General features: G+C 42.4%; 16 protein-coding genes. 4 read left to right on the forward strand and 12 right to left on the reverse strand.

The window, feature by feature from the left end:
- Positions 1 to 9: 9 nt before the first annotated feature.
- The 3 genes from NST16_RS10120 to abhA form a co-directional block, all read right to left on the reverse strand.
- On the reverse strand, positions 10 to 840 hold the full coding sequence (locus tag NST16_RS10120) for a gamma-glutamylcyclotransferase (RefSeq protein ID WP_340886204.1): 831 nt from the start codon (positions 838 to 840) through the stop codon (positions 10 to 12).
- A gap of 15 nt (positions 841 to 855) precedes the next feature.
- Positions 856 to 2,142 (reverse strand): ATP-binding protein, encoded by a 1,287-nt coding sequence (locus NST16_RS10125; protein ID WP_010334093.1) that lies wholly within the window; start codon positions 2,140 to 2,142, stop codon positions 856 to 858.
- A 187-nt stretch (positions 2,143 to 2,329) separates the two neighbouring features.
- The gene (gene abhA, locus NST16_RS10130; RefSeq protein ID WP_003244728.1) at positions 2,330 to 2,608 is read right to left on the reverse strand and encodes a transcriptional regulator AbhA; all 279 of its coding nucleotides are present in this window, start codon (positions 2,606 to 2,608) and stop codon (positions 2,330 to 2,332) included.
- A 281-nt stretch (positions 2,609 to 2,889) separates the two neighbouring features.
- On the opposite strand from abhA, the gene mreBH reads away from it, so the two are divergent.
- The 3 genes from mreBH to NST16_RS10145 all read left to right on the forward strand — a co-directional run bounded on the left by mreBH (position 2,890) and on the right by NST16_RS10145 (position 5,477).
- Positions 2,890 to 3,897 carry a cell shape-determining protein MreBH gene (gene mreBH / locus NST16_RS10135; RefSeq protein WP_168747680.1) on the forward strand — a complete coding sequence of 336 codons (1,008 nt, stop codon included), beginning with the start codon at positions 2,890 to 2,892 and terminating at the stop codon, positions 3,895 to 3,897.
- A 102-nt stretch (positions 3,898 to 3,999) separates the two neighbouring features.
- Entirely contained in the window at positions 4,000 to 4,131 is a 132-nt protein-coding gene (locus NST16_RS10140; RefSeq protein WP_010334091.1) for a protein YkpC, read from the forward strand.
- 113 nt (positions 4,132 to 4,244) lie between these two features.
- A complete protein-coding gene (locus tag NST16_RS10145) occupies positions 4,245 to 5,477 on the forward strand; it encodes an aminopeptidase (protein WP_340886209.1) in 1,233 nt (410 codons plus the stop codon).
- A 27-nt stretch (positions 5,478 to 5,504) separates the two neighbouring features.
- Here NST16_RS10145 and NST16_RS10150 read toward each other — a convergent pair whose 3' ends face one another.
- Positions 5,505 to 6,416, reverse strand: coding sequence for a ketopantoate reductase family protein (locus NST16_RS10150; RefSeq protein WP_340886212.1), 912 nt, complete (start codon positions 6,414 to 6,416; stop codon positions 5,505 to 5,507).
- 59 nt (positions 6,417 to 6,475) lie between these two features.
- A complete protein-coding gene (locus NST16_RS10155; protein ID WP_168747675.1) occupies positions 6,476 to 8,095 on the reverse strand; it encodes an ABC-F family ATP-binding cassette domain-containing protein in 1,620 nt (539 codons plus the stop codon).
- 184 nt (positions 8,096 to 8,279) lie between these two features.
- Between NST16_RS10155 and NST16_RS10160 the strand changes: the two genes are divergently transcribed.
- Positions 8,280 to 8,549 (forward strand): hypothetical protein, encoded by a 270-nt coding sequence (locus NST16_RS10160; protein WP_010334087.1) that lies wholly within the window; start codon positions 8,280 to 8,282, stop codon positions 8,547 to 8,549.
- A 35-nt stretch (positions 8,550 to 8,584) separates the two neighbouring features.
- Here the strand turns inward: NST16_RS10160 and sipT are convergent, their stop codons facing one another.
- From sipT to NST16_RS10195, 7 genes are all read right to left on the reverse strand, one after another.
- Entirely contained in the window at positions 8,585 to 9,166 is a 582-nt protein-coding gene (gene sipT, locus NST16_RS10165; protein WP_339192473.1) for a signal peptidase I sipT, read from the reverse strand.
- 142 nt (positions 9,167 to 9,308) lie between these two features.
- Positions 9,309 to 11,216: a PTS fructose transporter subunit IIABC gene (locus tag NST16_RS10170; RefSeq protein WP_326226984.1), complete on the reverse strand. Its 1,908-nt coding sequence runs from the start codon at positions 11,214 to 11,216 to the stop codon at positions 9,309 to 9,311.
- A gap of 14 nt (positions 11,217 to 11,230) precedes the next feature.
- Positions 11,231 to 12,142: a 1-phosphofructokinase gene (gene pfkB / locus NST16_RS10175; RefSeq protein ID WP_010334084.1), complete on the reverse strand. Its 912-nt coding sequence runs from the start codon at positions 12,140 to 12,142 to the stop codon at positions 11,231 to 11,233.
- Complete coding sequence (locus NST16_RS10180; RefSeq protein ID WP_010334083.1) at positions 12,139 to 12,894, reverse strand: DeoR/GlpR family DNA-binding transcription regulator; 756 nt, start codon at positions 12,892 to 12,894, stop codon at positions 12,139 to 12,141. The genes pfkB and NST16_RS10180 overlap by 4 nt, the downstream gene beginning before the upstream one ends.
- A gap of 278 nt (positions 12,895 to 13,172) precedes the next feature.
- On the reverse strand, positions 13,173 to 14,366 hold the full coding sequence (locus NST16_RS10185) for an ABC transporter permease (protein WP_268450420.1): 1,194 nt from the start codon (positions 14,364 to 14,366) through the stop codon (positions 13,173 to 13,175).
- The gene (locus NST16_RS10190) at positions 14,363 to 15,055 is read right to left on the reverse strand and encodes an ABC transporter ATP-binding protein (RefSeq protein WP_286058598.1); all 693 of its coding nucleotides are present in this window, start codon (positions 15,053 to 15,055) and stop codon (positions 14,363 to 14,365) included. The genes NST16_RS10185 and NST16_RS10190 overlap by 4 nt, the downstream gene beginning before the upstream one ends.
- Positions 15,056 to 16,192, reverse strand: coding sequence for an efflux RND transporter periplasmic adaptor subunit (locus tag NST16_RS10195; RefSeq protein WP_168747667.1), 1,137 nt, complete (start codon positions 16,190 to 16,192; stop codon positions 15,056 to 15,058).

Genomic DNA, 16,192 nt, shown 5'->3' on the forward strand with positions numbered 1-16,192 from the left:
TTAATTTCATCAACCCTTTGGCAGCGAATTCATATGCTGCTTAAGCCGTTCAGTAAAGCCCGGGGTCAAATAAAGCTCGGCTCCCCGTTCAATCTCGGTTTGATAATGCTGAGGAGGTGCTGTTTCTGCTTCTTTTCGGAGGACGAGAAAGGTTAAACAATCGGTATAGAGCTTTCCCCCTGCTTCAACGTCTACAAATGCCGGCCGATAGGTAAGAGATTCAACCCCTTCTCTTTTATACAAATAGGCGACAGCTGAAAAAGGAAGACGATACAATACCCCTTCTGTCGTGCCTCCGTCTTCAGTGATATCCGCTCTTGAGCCGTCTTGTCTTTTTAACGTAAAGCGGGTTGTATACCCTTTTAAAACAGCTCCTCCTACTGGATCTTGAAAATAATGATCAACCCCTGCTTTTTGAAAACGGGCATTGTCCATACAAGATCCGTAGGCAAAATAGTACACGGGTCCTTTAGATTTGCTGATCATCTGATGTTCTTTCCAGTCACCGCTGCCTATTTTCACAAAGTCAGCACAATCATCTTTTTTCATATCATACACAAGTGCTTTCTTAATTCCAGCATCAGTTTCTACATGTACAGATTTCTTGTAATAGCCTTGATAAAAAAGATCCAGCTTATGTATACATGATTCATCTGCTTCATAAATCTCACCGCAAATATAGCCATCAGCCTCTAAGACGGCCGCAGGTTCCTCGGCTGCCGTATCAAAAAGACATCCCTTTGTCCGTGCCTGCTCACTGATACAAGCCGACTGTGATAACAGCTGATGATTTTTTTCATGCTTCCTTAAGATTCCATATACAAACAGAAGCGAGTTCATCTTGTTTTTCCCCTCTCAGCTGTCAGATTTTAAAGGCAGAACAACTTGAAAGATGCTGCCTTTTCCAGCTTCACTTTCAATCTTCAATTCCCCGTTATGCTCCTTTAATATTCTCAAACAAATCGCGAGCCCCAGTCCTGTGCCTTTCTCCTTTGTTGAATAAAAAGGTTTTCCGATTTGTTCAAGCTTTTCCTGTGACATGCCGTTCCCTTCGTCTTTTACGCTTATTACGACGTGTGAAGCTGTTTTAGCAGTGGAAATCGTAACGACACCGCCTTTTGGCATTGCTTCAATTCCATTTTTGATTATATTGATAAAAACCTGCTTCAGCTGGTTTTCGTCCCCTTTAATCATACAGGTTTCCGTCTCATCAAAATTCTTTTCTATAGCAATATTGGACAATATGGCATTTGTATCAAGCAATGTTGTGACTTGTTTCAAAATTTCATTAATTGGGTGCGTTTTAAATGTAATTTCCTGTGGCTTCGCCAGCAGCAAAAGCTCGCCGAGCACCAGATCAATTCTTTTAATCTCTGAAAAGATGATATCAAAATAATCTTTTCTATCCGGATATGATGTTTTCATAATTTGAAGGAATCCGCTGACGGACGTTAAGGGATTTCTGACCTCATGGGCAATGCCGGCAGCCAGTTCACTCGTGATCGACAGTTTCTGCGACTCTCTCGCAAGCCGTTCATTAATCTCCAGAAGCTCATCTTCAGCCTCTTTTCGCTCAGTGATGTCTGACATTGTACCTAAGCTTCCGGTAAATTGCTCATCTCGGTCATAGTAAAGTTTATAGTGGACCTCACCCCAAAAGATCGTCCCGGTCTTTGTCACATATTTTGCCGTAAACATTCCCGAGGACGCTTTGTTTTTGATTTGAGTATTAATGTGATCAGCTACATGCTTTTCTTTTATGAAGTAATCATTATACATTGTTCCCATACATTCACTGATCGAAAAACCTGTGATCGCTGCCCACGCTTGATTTAAGTATGTAATTTCGCCTTTTGCATTTGTTTGGAAAACAATCTCCTGTAAATTATCCATGATGCGGTTCTTCTCATCAGAAAGCTGTTTATACTTCCATTCATTATCTTTCATTTTCTTGACCAGCTGTTTCTTCTCATCGACATAATACGCCAGCATCCAGACACTGAAAATCGTGACTGCTGTATACACAATGTCAACAGGCCAATTAATCGGGTTTTTGCCTATAAAATAAAATAAATAATCCCAAAACATAATAAAAATCATTGCCAAAATAATGGAAATGATACGTGCTTGATATTTTCTCATATGACCACCTGCCGCTTGTGTTTCTCTGTTTATTGTACCATTCTTCGACAAATAATTGAGTAAAATATGTAAAGTATCCCAAATCATTCATTACCTTTTGTTCATGATGTCATATCTTAGGCGGCGGTAATCAGAAATTGGCACGCAAAAAAAGGCGGAGATTACACATTCCGCCTTTTAACATATATTATTCTTTTAAAGCGGCTTGGATTTCCTCGAGAAGCAGCTGTGCACCTTCAGGGCTTAACGTAATTTTACCGTTGCCGTATTCTTTATTTTCTGAAGTGATTTCCCCAGTCATTAAACAAACGCCATGAGGTTTGTACTTTTTCAAAATAATTTTATCACCGTCGACAAAAAACTCAATGCTATCTTTAATAGCAATGTCCAGTGCCCGTCTTAACTCGATCGGCATAACAATACGGCCTAATTCATCTACTTTTCTTACAACACCTATTGATTTCATAAAAACCCTTCTTCCTTAAACGTTTCTTTTTTCATGTAATATTAAAGGTTGTCCCTCAATATATCGTAGACGTACGAAACTTAGAAAAAGTTTCCCGCTTTCTTGAAGAATTGCTCGAAATTTTTTCCATAAAACCGATAAATGTATTACTTCTGTTACACCCTTCCGCATTTTTTTACAAAAACATTTCTTTCCCGACGCACACCCCCACAAATCACTTCTTTTCTTAGAAACTTTAAATGTAGAATCATATTAAATCAGGATAAAGATTGGGTGAAAACATGTTTCAATCAACTGAAATTGGAATTGACTTAGGAACAGCTAATATACTTGTTTACAGCAAAAATAAAGGAATCATCTTAAATGAACCTTCTGTTGTCGCAGTAGATACAACGACAAAAGCAGTGCTTGCGATCGGGACTGACGCGAAAAATATGATCGGTAAAACACCAGGAAAAATTGTCGCTGTCAGACCGATGAAAGACGGCGTTATCGCTGACTACGACATGACAACTGATTTGTTAAGGCACATCATGAAAAAAGCCGGAAAGAGCATCGGCATGTCGTTTAGAAAGCCGAATGTCGTTGTGTGCACACCATCAGGCTCAACTGCAGTGGAACGCCGCGCCATCAGTGACGCGGTGAAAAATTGCGGAGCGAAAAACGTCCATTTAATCGAAGAACCGGTGGCAGCTGCGATCGGAGCGGATTTGCCGGTTGACGAGCCGGTTGCTAACGTGGTGGTAGATATCGGCGGCGGGACGACGGAAGTCGCGATTATTTCCTTTGGAGGCATTGTCTCCTGCCATTCAATCAGAATCGGCGGAGACCAGCTTGATGAGGATATCGTTGCATTTGTGCGGAAAAAGTACAATTTGCTGATCGGTGAACGCACAGCTGAGCAGGTTAAAATGGAAATTGGCCATGCATTGATTGAGCATGTGCCGGATGCAATGGAAATTCGCGGACGTGACCTTGTAACGGGGCTACCAAAAACCATTCTGCTTCAATCAAATGAAATTCAAAATGCGATGCGTGAATCTCTCCTTCATATTCTTGAGGCGATTAGAGCCACACTTGAGGACTGTCCTCCTGAATTAAGCGGAGACATTGTCGATCGCGGTGTCATTTTAACAGGCGGCGGGGCGCTTCTTAAAGGAATAAAAGAATGGCTGTCAGAAGAAATCGTTGTACCCGTACACGTTGCGCAAAACCCGCTTGAATCCGTGGCAATCGGCACCGGACGTTCCTTAGAGGTGATTGATAAGCTCCAAAAAGCGGTTAAATAATCCTTTTCTCGCAAAATCTCAGAAAGTAATTGAAATTCCTGCTTCTTTTTTCCTCTCTCTCTTCATATTGTGAGAAATGGAGAAACGATAAGGAGGAAACAGATGCTTAGAGATTTAGGAAGACGGGTAGCGATTGCAGCCATTTTGAGCGGAATCATTCTTGGAGGCATGAGCATTTCACTGGCAAACATGCCTCATGCGCCTGAAGGCCCTGTAAAAATGAATCATCCATAAGTATTGAAAAGCCCAAGACAATTTTGTTTTGGGTTTTTCTCTTTGCACTCCTTTCTTTTCTTTATTGGAGATTATTTGATATGATGAGAAAAAAGCACGAGGAGGAAAGATTGATGGATACATTTTCAGAGAAATTAAATACATATGCCCAGCTGGCGGTTGAGGTCGGCGTTAATGTTCAAAAAGGCCAGTATGTGGTTGTAAATGCTTCAACGGAGGTACGTGACTTCGTCCGTCTGATTGTGAAACATGCATATGAAAAAGGCGCCAAAAATGTAATAGTGAATTGGCAGGATGACGAAGTAGCCAGATTAAAATATGAATTGGCGCCATTTGAAGCCTTTGAAGAGTATCCTGAATGGGAAGCAAAAGGCAGAGAAGAGCTAGCCAAAAAAGGAGCTGCTTTTATTTCAGTCGTATCCTCAAACCCAGACTTACTGCAAGGTGTAGATTCCAAACGGATTGCCGCCTTCCAAAAAGCAGCAGGAAAAGCGTTACATACATACAGACAATACATTCAATCAGATAAAGTGAGCTGGACTGTCGTCGGTGCTGCATCAGCAGGTTGGGCTCAGAAAGTGTTCCCTGACAAATCAGAAGAGGAAGCGACACAGCTTCTGTGGGAAGAAATTTTTAAAGCAACACGCGTAAACGAAGAAAATCCGGTCCAAGCGTGGATCAATCATGATCAAAACCTTCATGAAAAAGTTGATCATTTGAACCAAAAACATTACGCCGCTTTACATTATCAAGCAGAAGGAACTGATTTAACAATCAAGCTTCCGAATAAACACGTTTGGGCAGGAGCCGGAAGCGTAAATGAAAGCGGACATGAATTTATGGCTAATATGCCGACAGAAGAAGTATTCACGCTGCCGCAAAAAGACGGGGTTGACGGGTTTGTATCGAGCACAAAACCGCTCAGCTACGGCGGGAATATTATCGAAAACTTCACGCTCACATTCAAAAACGGCCGTATTGTTGATATCAAAGCTGAAAAAGGAGAAGACATATTAAAAGAATTGGTCGAAACAGATGAAGGCTCTCACTATCTTGGTGAGGTAGCTCTTGTCCCTTACGATTCAGCTATCTCACAATCAAATATTCTTTTTTATAACACTTTATTTGATGAAAATGCATCAAATCACCTGGCAATCGGCAGTGCCTATGCTTTTAACATTGAGGGCGGAAAACAGATGTCTCGTGAAGAGCTTGTCAAAGAAGGCTTAAACGAAAGCATTACCCACGTAGATTTTATGATTGGTTCTAAGGATATGAACATTGATGGAATTACTGAAGACGGAAAAAGAGAACCGATTTTCAGAAATGGAAATTGGGCTTTTTAAAATAAGAAGGAGGCTTTCGCCTCCTTCTTATTTTTCTGCTTCATACATTTGCAGATTGGCATAAACCGTTTCTAATACTGGTGTTGAAAGAGATAAACGCTTTGCTTTATCAAGCAAAAAGCCATGCAGATGATCACCTTCAGTCGTTTGGCCATTTTCCATATCACGGAGCATGGAGGATTTCATATGATAAGACATGCTTGTCATTGTGCGGAAGCTGTCTTCTTCAAGTTCTGGATCAGCCGGAACTCCTTCCTTGCGCAAGATCATGCCGATTTCCCCAATGAGTGTTCGCGCAGTGTGCCGGCCGCTCTCTGTTTCAAGGATTGGTCCAAGCGGTCTTTGAAATAAGGTTGTCATTCCTGCTTGCGCTGCAATAAACAGATATTTTTTCCAGATGTCTTTCTCGATATGCTCGCTAATGATGACCTCCGCCTTCACTCCTGCGAATGCTTTCTCAAGTTCTTTTATCCGTTTCGTACGCTCACCGTTCCATTCACCAAACACAAAACGATGCGACGCACTTGTATGGTTGATTTCTCCCTGCTTGTTTAAAGCACTTTCTATGAAACACAGCCCGCCCAGCACCTGATCTTTCGAAAATGCCGTAAACAACTGCTCATAGTGGCGATAACCGTTCAAGAAAGGAATAATGACTGATGCGCTGTGGACATAAGGTTTGACATCGTCAATCACCTGACCGAGTGAATATGCTTTAGAAGCGATGATGATCACATCAAACTGTCCTCTTTCTCCTGCAGTGATTACTGCTGGGTCCAAGGACACGTAACCCTTTTCACTATGAATAACGAGTCCCGTTTGTTTTAGCTGTTCAGCTCTTTTTTGGCGGACAAGAAACGTCACCGCATTCCCTTTCTCTGCAAGCCGTCCGCCAATATAACCGCCTACTCCACCTGCTCCAACAATTAAAAATTTCAAGTGAATGTCCCCTTTCTTTTCTATGTACAAAAAAAAGCAGAGAATTCTCTGCTTTTTTATTACGCGTATAGTTCAGCCAGTTTTTTCTGCACATCAGCATTTTCAAGGAACTCATCATAACTCATTTGCTTGTCAACGATGCCATTAGGCGTAATTTCTATGATTCTGTTGGCAATCGTCTGTACAAACTGGTGGTCATGTGATGTAAACAACATAGCGCCTTTAAAGCTGATTAAGCCGTTATTGAGCGCTGTAATGGATTCTAGGTCTAAATGGTTGGTCGGTTCATCCAAAATTAAAATATTGGCGCCAGAAAGCATTGCTTTCGAAAGCATGCAACGAACCTTTTCTCCCCCAGATAATACATTTGCTTTTTTGTGTACTTCTTCACCGGAAAACAGCATGCGACCTAAGAAGCCACGTAAAAAGCTTTCACTTTGATCATGAGGAGAATATTGGCGAAGCCAGTCTACAAGATTTAAATCACTGCCTTCAAAATATTCGCTGTTGTCTTTAGGGAAGTACGCTTGAGATGTCGTCACGCCCCATTTAAACGTTCCGCTGTCAGCTTCCATTTCCCCGGAAATGATTTTGAACAGAGTAGTAACAGCCAATTCGTTACGTCCTGTAAATGCAATTTTATCTTCTCTATTCATAATAAAGCTGACATTGTCGAGAACTTTTACACCATCAATTGTTTTCGTTAATCCTTCTACCCGGAGAACGTCATTACCGATTTCTCGTTCCGGTGTGAAGTTGACGTAAGGATAACGGCGTGAAGACGGTTTAATGTCATCAAGAGAAATTTTATCAAGAAGTTTCTTTCTTGAAGTCGCCTGTTTTGATTTAGACGCATTCGCGCTGAATCTGGCCACAAACTCTTGCAGCTGTTTAATTTGCTCTTCTTTTTTCTTGTTCGCTTCTTGTGAAAGCTTCAAAGCAAGCTGGCTTGATTCATACCAGAAATCATAGTTTCCAACGTAGATTTGGATTTTGTTAAAATCAAGGTCAGCAATATGTGTACACACTTTGTTTAAAAAGTGACGGTCATGGGATACAACAATCACAGTATTGTCAAAGTTAATCAGAAACTCTTCCAGCCACTGAATTGCCTGAAGGTCCAAGTGGTTCGTCGGCTCATCAAGAAGCAGGACATCAGGTTTGCCGAATAATGCCTGGGCCAGGAGAACCTTTACTTTTTCGGAACCTCCAATATCTTCCATCTTTTTCGTGTGAAGATCTTCTGAGATGCCGAGACCTTTTAAGAGGATCGCAGCTTCACTTTCTGCTTCCCATCCGTTCAGCTCTGCAAATTCACCTTCGAGCTCTGCCGCACGAATTCCGTCTTCATCCGAGAAATCAGGCTTCATGTAAATTGCGTCTTTCTCCTGCATGACCTCGTATAAACGCTTATGTCCCATAATCACAACTTTTAGCACTTCATACTCTTCATATTCAAAGTGGTTCTGTTTCAGAATGGCAAGACGCTCGCCAGGGCTCATATGAACATCGCCTGTCTGAGGCTCAATTTCTCCTGATAACACTTTCAGAAACGTTGATTTACCAGCACCATTGGCACCAATTAACCCGTAACAGTTGCCTGGGGTAAATTTAATATTTACATCTTCAAATAACTTGCGATCAGCAAACCGCAAGCTCACATTATTTACAGCAATCATTTAATATCCTCCATCATGTCTATCATCATTAAAAGTATACCATGAATGGAAGACAAGAGAAATGCTTCCCTGATAAAAGCAGGCAGAAACACTTCTACACTAAAAGGGAGAAGCTGTGGTACAATTAAAGGCAAAGAGGATGCATCCAGATGGAAAATCATACATTCTTACTCGGAGGAACACATTGAGGCTTTTAACACTGACTGAATATTGCTTATTGATCTTTTTTACAGGCTTTTATCTTGCCGTAACTGGCTTTACCGCCAAAGATATCGGCTTATATATCGGGATCGCCCTGATTTATATCTTCTCACATATCTTCTCTAAACGGTTATTAGAAAAACGCGGCAAAGAGAACAAGCAAGTGCACCTTTTCTTCAGTGTGCTGGCTATTATCGGTTCAGTATTTGTCACTGTATTATGCATTGCATTGGTCGCTTCTTTTTCCAATTAAAAAACGCCTGCTGTCCAAAGGCCAGCAAGGCGTTTTTATTTGGTTTGGCGCATTTCATTAAACGGGAAAAATACAAACTTCGACGTACCCACAATCCGATCTTCCGCAATCAGTCCGAGGCCATTTCTGCTGTCCATGGAGTTTAGCCGGTTATCCCCCATGACGAAATATTTGCCTTTCGGTACTTTCACCGGGCCAAAGTCGCCTGTAAGACTGACACCAAGCTTTTCTGCCTCTTTTTTGTTTTTAGACAAATAAGGCTCGGCAACTTTTTTTCCGTTTATATAAAGCGTGTCATCCTTCATTTCCACGGTTTCTCCAGGCTTACCGATCAATCGTTTGACGTAATGGATTTTTGAAGTCTCACCATTGATAATGACGATATCTCCCCGCTTCAGCTCACCGATATAGTGTACCGTTTTATTGACAAACAGCCTTTCGCCGTCATGTAAAGTGGGATACATAGATGAACCTTCGACTAAATACGGTTCAAATAGGAAGTGGCGGATAATGAGTGCCAGCAGGACAGCAATGACAATCGCTTTTCCCCATTCCCAATACGTATTGGTTTTTTTCTTCCCCGCTTTTTCAGTTTTTATTTGATTTTCTTCGGTCAAAGTGTTTCCTCCTAGACGATTGCTATATCAGTTGTTTCCCTTCTTTTACTTTATCATAATTTATTATAAAATACATAACTTAACCGCGCTGCTGCAAGAAGATAGAGAAAAAGCGTCCTTTAGTAACAGGACGCTTTTTTCCTTATTTATCAGTTACAGGTTTTTTCACGATACCTAGGATAATCGCCATAACCACAGCACCAATTACAATACTTAATAAGTAAAGGAGCGGATGGTTTGTAATAAAGGCTACGAATATGCCTCCGTGAGGTGCAGGAAGGGTTACACGGAAGAATTCAGTTAATCCGCCGGCAACCGCTGCACCGACCACAGCAGCTGGAATGACGCGAAGCGGATCAGCCGCAGCAAACGGGATTGCGCCTTCTGTTACGAAAGCCGCACCCATGAAGTAGCACGTAATACCTGCTTCACGGTCACGCTGAGAGAACTTGTTTCTGAAAATTGTTGTTGCAAGTGCGATACCTAATGGAGGAACCATACCGCCGGCCATGATCGCTGCATGAGGCGCATAGTTGCCTGCATCAATCATCGCGATACCGAACGTGAAGGCTGCTTTATTAAGCGGACCGCCCATGTCGATCGCCATCATACCGCCTAAAATAATACCCATTAACACCAGGTTTCCTGTACCAAGGCTTTGAAGCCAGTCTGTTAAGAAATTCATAAATGCTGCCACAGGTGTATTGATTACAAATTGCATTAATACGCCAGTGATAAAAATACCAAACAGCGGATAAATCAATACAGGCTTCAATCCATCAAGTGACTGAGGGATAAACACAAATACTTTTTTCAATAAAATTACGACATAACCAGCAAGGAATCCGGCAATCAGGCCGCCTAAGAATCCCGCATTCGCTTGAGTGGCCATAAACCCGCCGACCATACCAGGAGCAAATCCCGGACGATCTGCAATACTCATCGCAATAAAACCGGCCAGAACTGCAACAATCAGTTTTAATGCGTTGTCGCCGCCGATAAAGTTCAATGCTGCAGCAAACGTATTGTAGCTAGGATCATTTGGATCTGAAGAATGGATCCCCCAGAAGAATGAAATTGCAACGAGTATACCGCCGCCCACTACGAATGGAAGCATGTTGCTGACACCGCTCATAAGGTGCTTATAAAACGCGTTTCCAATACCGCCGGAGCTGCCTTTTGCTTCATTTTCATCACTCTGAGCAGAAGAACCGCCGCCGCTGCCTTGATAAATCGGTGCGTCTTGGTTCACCGCTTTTTCGATAAGCTCTTGCGGGCGTCTGATACCTGCCGTTACCGGAACTTGAAGCACCCGTTTGCCTTTGAAGCGCTCCATTTCAACCTGCTTGTCCGCTGCGACAATGATTGCAGGTGCATCTTCAATTTCTTGGGCAGTTAGCTTGTGCTTAATACCGCTTGAACCATTTGTTTCAACCTTAATCTCAACACCAAGCTCTTTTGCTTTTTCTTTAAGGGCATCCGCTGCCATGAAAGTATGGGCGATACCTGTCGGACAAGCTGTGACCGCTAGGATTTTTCCTTTTCCGGCTGGTGCTGGTGCCGTTTCTTCTTCTTCTTCTTCCTCTTCATCATCATCTTTATCATGCTGATTGATAATGTCAATAATTGCGTCTTCTGATTCAGCTTCAAGCAGCTGTTTGCGAATTTCTTCACGCATTAACAGAGTAGACAGTCTTGACAGCGCTTCAAGGTGGGTGTTGTTTGCGCCTTCAGTCGCTGCAATCATGAAGACCAAGTGAGCCGGCTGGCCGTCTAGTGATTCATAATCGACACCGTCTTTTGAACGCCCAAAGGCAATCGCCGGGTTGATAACGCTTGCCGTTTTCGCATGCGGAATAGCGATTCCTTCACCGATACCCGTTGAACTTTGGCTTTCACGATTTAAAATGGCTTCTTTGTAGGCTTGTCTGTCATTTAATTTACCAGCCTTATCAAGAACTGTGACCATCTCGTCAATAACGTTTTCTTTTTCTTTGCTTTCAATATTAAGCTTTATCGTATGCTTCGTTAAAAGCTCAGTTATTTTCACTTTTGTTTCCTCCTCTATAGACGTGTGACCTTAACTTCAGGAAGAAGCTGCTGGACAAATTCTTCTGTACCAAGTTCCTCAGAAAACGCGGTAGCGCTGCCTGATGTAACTCCTAAGCGGAATGCCTCTTCAAGCGGCAGCTGCTTGGAAACACCGGCAAGAAAACCTGCAACAACAGAATCTCCTGCTCCGACAGAGTTTACCAATTTCCCCTTTGGTACGTTTGCAAAGTAGACGGCATCCTTTGTAAACAGAAGCGCTCCGTCACCGGCCATGGATACGATTACATGCTCAGCGCCTTGTTCTACAAGCTTTTTCCCATAAGGAACAGCTTCTTCAACAGATGAAATTGTCGTTCCGAACATTTCACCAAGCTCGTGATGGTTCGGCTTCATCAAAAATGGTTTCATTTCTGTTGCTTTCATAAGCGCTTCGCCAGAGATATCTAACACAACACGCGCGTTCTGCCGTTTGCAAGCCTCTGCGATTTTTTCATAGGTATCTTGAGGCAGTGAAGAAGGAATGCTGCCAGCAAGAACGACAATATCCCCCTCTTGCAAAGATGTAAACTGTTCTAAAAAGGCATTGAAATCTTCGTCTGAAATCGTTGGTCCCTGACCGTTAATTTCCGTTTCATCACCAGTTTTCAGTTTTACATTGATGCGGGTATCTTCTTTTACTTCAGAAAAAGCTGTTTCCAGATTTTCCTCCCGCAAAAATGTTTTGATATATTCTCCTGTAAATCCGCCGACAAATCCGAGCGCTTTTGACTGAACATGATGTCTTTTCAGCAGTCTCGATACGTTGATGCCTTTTCCCCCTGGATACTTTGTATCATATGCGGAACGGTTCAGGCCTCCTACAGTAAAATCTTCAACGTGAACAATATAATCGACAGATGGATTAAGTGTTACAGTATAAATCATGGTTTCACTACCTTTACGACAGTTTTTTCTTGGTAATTATCGAATGTAAGCTCTTCAGCGTCAGTCGTAATGATTGTTGCGTCGCCTATGCCGGCAAAAGCCGAAAATGAAATTTCTCCAAATTTCGAAGGGTCCGCTAAGACGTAAGCGTGTTTTGCCTGTTTGACAGCCTTCGTTTTCAAAAGGGCTTCATCAGGGTCAGGCGTTGTGAAGCCAGCCTCTGTATGCACACCGTTTGCCCCCAGAAAACTCTTATCGAATCTGTACTGATCCATGGCAATCAGTGAAGTGCCCCCGATAACCGCGCCTGTTCTGTGCTTTACATATCCTCCAAGCAGATAAAAAGATATTTCTTTCCTTATCAATGCGTCGATGTGCATAACCCCATTCGTGACCACAACGATATCTTTGCTTTTATCCATAAAATCAATCATGTGCAAAGTCGTCGTGCCCGCATCGAGATAAATGCAATCCCCATCCTCCAAAAGTGAAGCGGCTTTTTCAGCAATCTTCAACTTATCGTGAAGGTTTTTGGATGATTTTTCAAGCATATCGGGTTCAAGTCTGATATCGGAAAGCTTGGCAGCTCCCCCGTGAACACGCTTTAAAAAACCGCGTTCTTCAAGCGTCGATAAATCTCTTCTGATTGTTGATTCAGAAGCATTTGTTAGATTTATGAGCTCTTGAATCTTTACCACATCATGCTTTTCTATTTGATCAATAATCAATTGATATCTTTCAGGAGTTAGCATGCTTCACCTCCTAATGAAAACGTATTCATTTTGAATACAATTTCATTGTAAACGCTTTTTTTACAATAGGCAACTGAAATCATTCAAATTCATTCAATAACTATCAAAATCTTTCACGTTTCTCCATATTAACGTATGTATATAGGGTTTGTAAACTGTAAATTCGACAAAAACAAGGACAATTGTATGACTTTTTCTCCTTATCTTAATGTAAAAAGTCTTTTATATTCATAGTAAAAAACACCAAGCATTAAAAAACCTCATGCATATGCATGAGGTTACTCGTAACGCAGCGCTTCAATCGGATCGAGCTTAGCAGCTTTATTTGCAGGAAGCATTCCAAACACTACGCCAATAAGCATACTGAACAGCACGCCTACGCATACGACCTGCCAGGATACTAATGACGGCCAGCCGGCGATGGCAGAAACCAGCGCGGCCCCTCCATATCCGATCCCGATCCCAATTAGTCCGCCGATGAGCGTTAATACCACAGATTCAATTAAAAACTGGGTCAAAATTTGTCCTCTAGTCGCTCCGAGAGACTTCCGAATTCCGATTTCCCGCGTTCGTTCTGTCACTGACACAAGCATAATATTCATGACTCCGATTCCGCCGACTACAAGCGATATGCCTGCAATTGAGCCGATAATTGTGGTCATGATTGTTGTGATCTTTCCAATTCCTGCTGCAATCTCTTCCATGTTCATTACTTGATATGAATCCTCAGTGCCGTGATTGTCATTCATCAGCTGTGCCGCTTCTTTTCCGATAGATTTTATGTCATCAGCCGATTCGACCTGCAATGACACATTACTGAAGTCACTTGTACCAAAAGACGATTTCATCATATTAAACGGCACATACATTTCACTGAGTCCGAAAGACAGCAAACCTGTTTCCTTCTTCAGTACACCAATAATTTCAACAGGCTGTCCGTTTACCCAGACAACTTCACCGAGAGGAGAGGATTTATCAAACAGCTCTTCGGCCATTTTTTGTGATATAATGCCCGCCCTTTTTCCTGCAAGAAAGTCATTATCAGTAAAGGTTCTCCCGCTTTCTATTTCTAAGGAATTCACATTCATATATCCGTCGTTGATTCCGTTAATGGTTACATCGGTTTCTTCCTCATGATAACGCGCCTTCATGCTTTCAGAAGTGGATGCAACTACTTGTCTTATCCCATCTATCTCTTTTAATCCGCTAATATCGTTTTCTGTGAAAGTTGACTCCGTTACGGCGTTCGGATTGCTTGCAAGCTCTTCGTCACTCGGCATGTAGTATAGTTCAACCGTATTCCCCGGACCGCTGATGGACTGCTTAAGCATCTGCTCGCCGCCCTGCCCTACAGCAACGACAACAATAACAGAGCCAACACCAATGATGATTCCGAGCATCGTTAAAATGGAACGCATTTTATGTGCAAGAACAGAGCTCAAAGCCATTCTGATGTTTTCTAACAGACTCATTCTCCCACGCTCCTTTGTCCGGAGCCCGGAGGAACAATTTCTCCATCTCGCACCATGATGACCCGGTTCGTGCAATCTGCAACTTCAGGCTCGTGGGTAACAAGTACAATTGTTGTTCCCTCTTCGTTTAACGCTGTAAATTGGTCCATAATCGCTGCACTTGTTTTTGTATCCAACGCGCCCGTCGGTTCATCCGCCAAAATTAATTTTGGTTCATTGACAATTGCCCTTGCAATGGCCACACGCTGCTTCTGGCCACCGGATAACTCATTCGGCATATGAAGCATTCGATCGGCTAATCCGACCTTTTCTAAGGCTCTTTCAGCTCTCTCTTGGCGTTCTTTTTTTCCAATGCCGGAATAAATCATTGGCAGCTCGACATTTTTTTTAGCGTTTAGCCGCGGGAGAAGCTGGAATTGCTGAAAGACAAAACCGATGGATTTGTTGCGGACCGCGGCCAGTTCTTTGTCTTTATAAGAAGAGATGTCTTCGCCGTCCAGCTTATATATACCGGAAGTCGGACGATCCAGACAGCCGATAATATTCATAATCGTTGATTTTCCCGATCCTGACGGCCCCATGATCGAAACGTATTCCCCTTGATTGATGTTCAAATCAATCGAATGAAGAACATCAAACGTTTCTCTGCCGATCTGGTAGCTTTTTCGCACTTTAGAAAGCTGAATCATTTATGCTTTCACATCCGTTCCGTCAGCCAAATCATCAGCAGGATTTAAAATGACTTGGTCATCCTTAGAAATTCCTTCTTTGATTTCCGTTACGTCGTCTGTTACTTCACCGATTTTGACATCGACTCGCTTGGCTTTCCCATCCTTTACTGTATACACGTAATATTGATCATCTTCTTTTTTAACTGCCTTAGAAGGAAGCGTATTGGTTTTCCGCTTATCCGTCTCAATGTTCATAATGAATTTAAAACCCGGCTTTCCTTCTGGAAGATCGCCTTTTATTTTAACTTGAAGCGGGTATTGAACCGCCTGATCTGTGCCAGCTGCTGCCGCGGCATTTTCCTGCTGATCCGGCACCAGCCCGACAGCGGAAACTGTCCCTCTCCATGTTTTATCCTGAATGACATCTGAAGTGAGTGTGACCTTTTGGCCTTTTTTGACTTTAAGTGTATCGTATTCAGACAATTTCCCTGAAACAACAAGGTTTTTAGGATTACCAATATGTATGACAGGTTCTTGAATATCTGATTTTTTTGATGCCGCTTCTTTGTTGACTGAAATTACAGTGCCATCGATCTCGCTTTTCACTTGAAGATCTGACATTTTATTAGCAAGCGACTGCCGCTGAAGCTCAGTTTGCTTTAATTCAATTTGAGCCGTTTTTTCCTGCATTTCAAGCTCTGTGCGCTCAGATTCAATTTGTTTTTCTGCTTCTTTCTTTCCGAGCTGTTTTGTCAGTTCTTTTTCTTTATTGTCCAACGCTTGTAACTTTTCTAGAATCTGATCGATTTGCAGCCGGTTCGATTCAGCAGTTAATTCATTTTGTTCTTTTTCCAGACTGAGCTGCTCATTCGAATAAGTGACTAACGGCGTACCCTTTTTGACTTTGTCGCCTTCCTTCACTTTAATGTCGTGCAGAGTTCCTTTATCCGCTTCATAAAACACATATTGTTCATCTGAAAATTTAAGTGTGCCTGGAACCATAACCGTTGACGATATCTTTTTTTCTTCGAGGCTTCCCGTCTCCACCTTCTGGCCGGCGCTGCCGCTTGCAGGAGCGGCAGACCGGTAAATATTAATTCCAATAAAAAGAGCGACCAATGCTGCAATCCCAATTCCGATCCAGACTTTTTTCAT

It is taken from the genome of Bacillus sp. FSL K6-1005 (assembly GCF_038000225.1).
Lineage (GTDB): Bacteria > Bacillota > Bacilli > Bacillales > Bacillaceae > Bacillus > Bacillus mojavensis.

What these genes read in the sequence shown, in the direction of transcription:
- NST16_RS10120 (WP_340886204.1), bottom strand. Translation starts at nt 840, where the DNA reads ATGAACTCGCTTCTGTTTGTATATGGAATCTTAAGGAAGCATGAAAAA.
- NST16_RS10125 (WP_010334093.1), bottom strand. Translation starts at nt 2,142, where the DNA reads ATGAGAAAATATCAAGCACGTATCATTTCCATTATTTTGGCAATGATT.
- abhA (WP_003244728.1), bottom strand. Translation starts at nt 2,608, where the DNA reads ATGAAATCAATAGGTGTTGTAAGAAAAGTAGATGAATTAGGCCGTATT.
- mreBH (WP_168747680.1), top strand. Translation starts at nt 2,890, where the DNA reads ATGTTTCAATCAACTGAAATTGGAATTGACTTAGGAACAGCTAATATA.
- NST16_RS10140 (WP_010334091.1), top strand. Translation starts at nt 4,000, where the DNA reads ATGCTTAGAGATTTAGGAAGACGGGTAGCGATTGCAGCCATTTTGAGC.
- NST16_RS10145 (WP_340886209.1), top strand. Translation starts at nt 4,245, where the DNA reads ATGGATACATTTTCAGAGAAATTAAATACATATGCCCAGCTGGCGGTT.
- NST16_RS10155 (WP_168747675.1), bottom strand. Translation starts at nt 8,095, where the DNA reads ATGATTGCTGTAAATAATGTGAGCTTGCGGTTTGCTGATCGCAAGTTA.
- pfkB (WP_010334084.1), bottom strand. Translation starts at nt 12,142, where the DNA reads ATGATTTATACTGTAACACTTAATCCATCTGTCGATTATATTGTTCAC.
- NST16_RS10180 (WP_010334083.1), bottom strand. Translation starts at nt 12,894, where the DNA reads ATGCTAACTCCTGAAAGATATCAATTGATTATTGATCAAATAGAAAAG.
- NST16_RS10185 (WP_268450420.1), bottom strand. Translation starts at nt 14,366, where the DNA reads ATGAGTCTGTTAGAAAACATCAGAATGGCTTTGAGCTCTGTTCTTGCA.
- NST16_RS10190 (WP_286058598.1), bottom strand. Translation starts at nt 15,055, where the DNA reads ATGATTCAGCTTTCTAAAGTGCGAAAAAGCTACCAGATCGGCAGAGAA.
- NST16_RS10195 (WP_168747667.1), bottom strand. Translation starts at nt 16,192, where the DNA reads ATGAAAAAAGTCTGGATCGGAATTGGGATTGCAGCATTGGTCGCTCTT.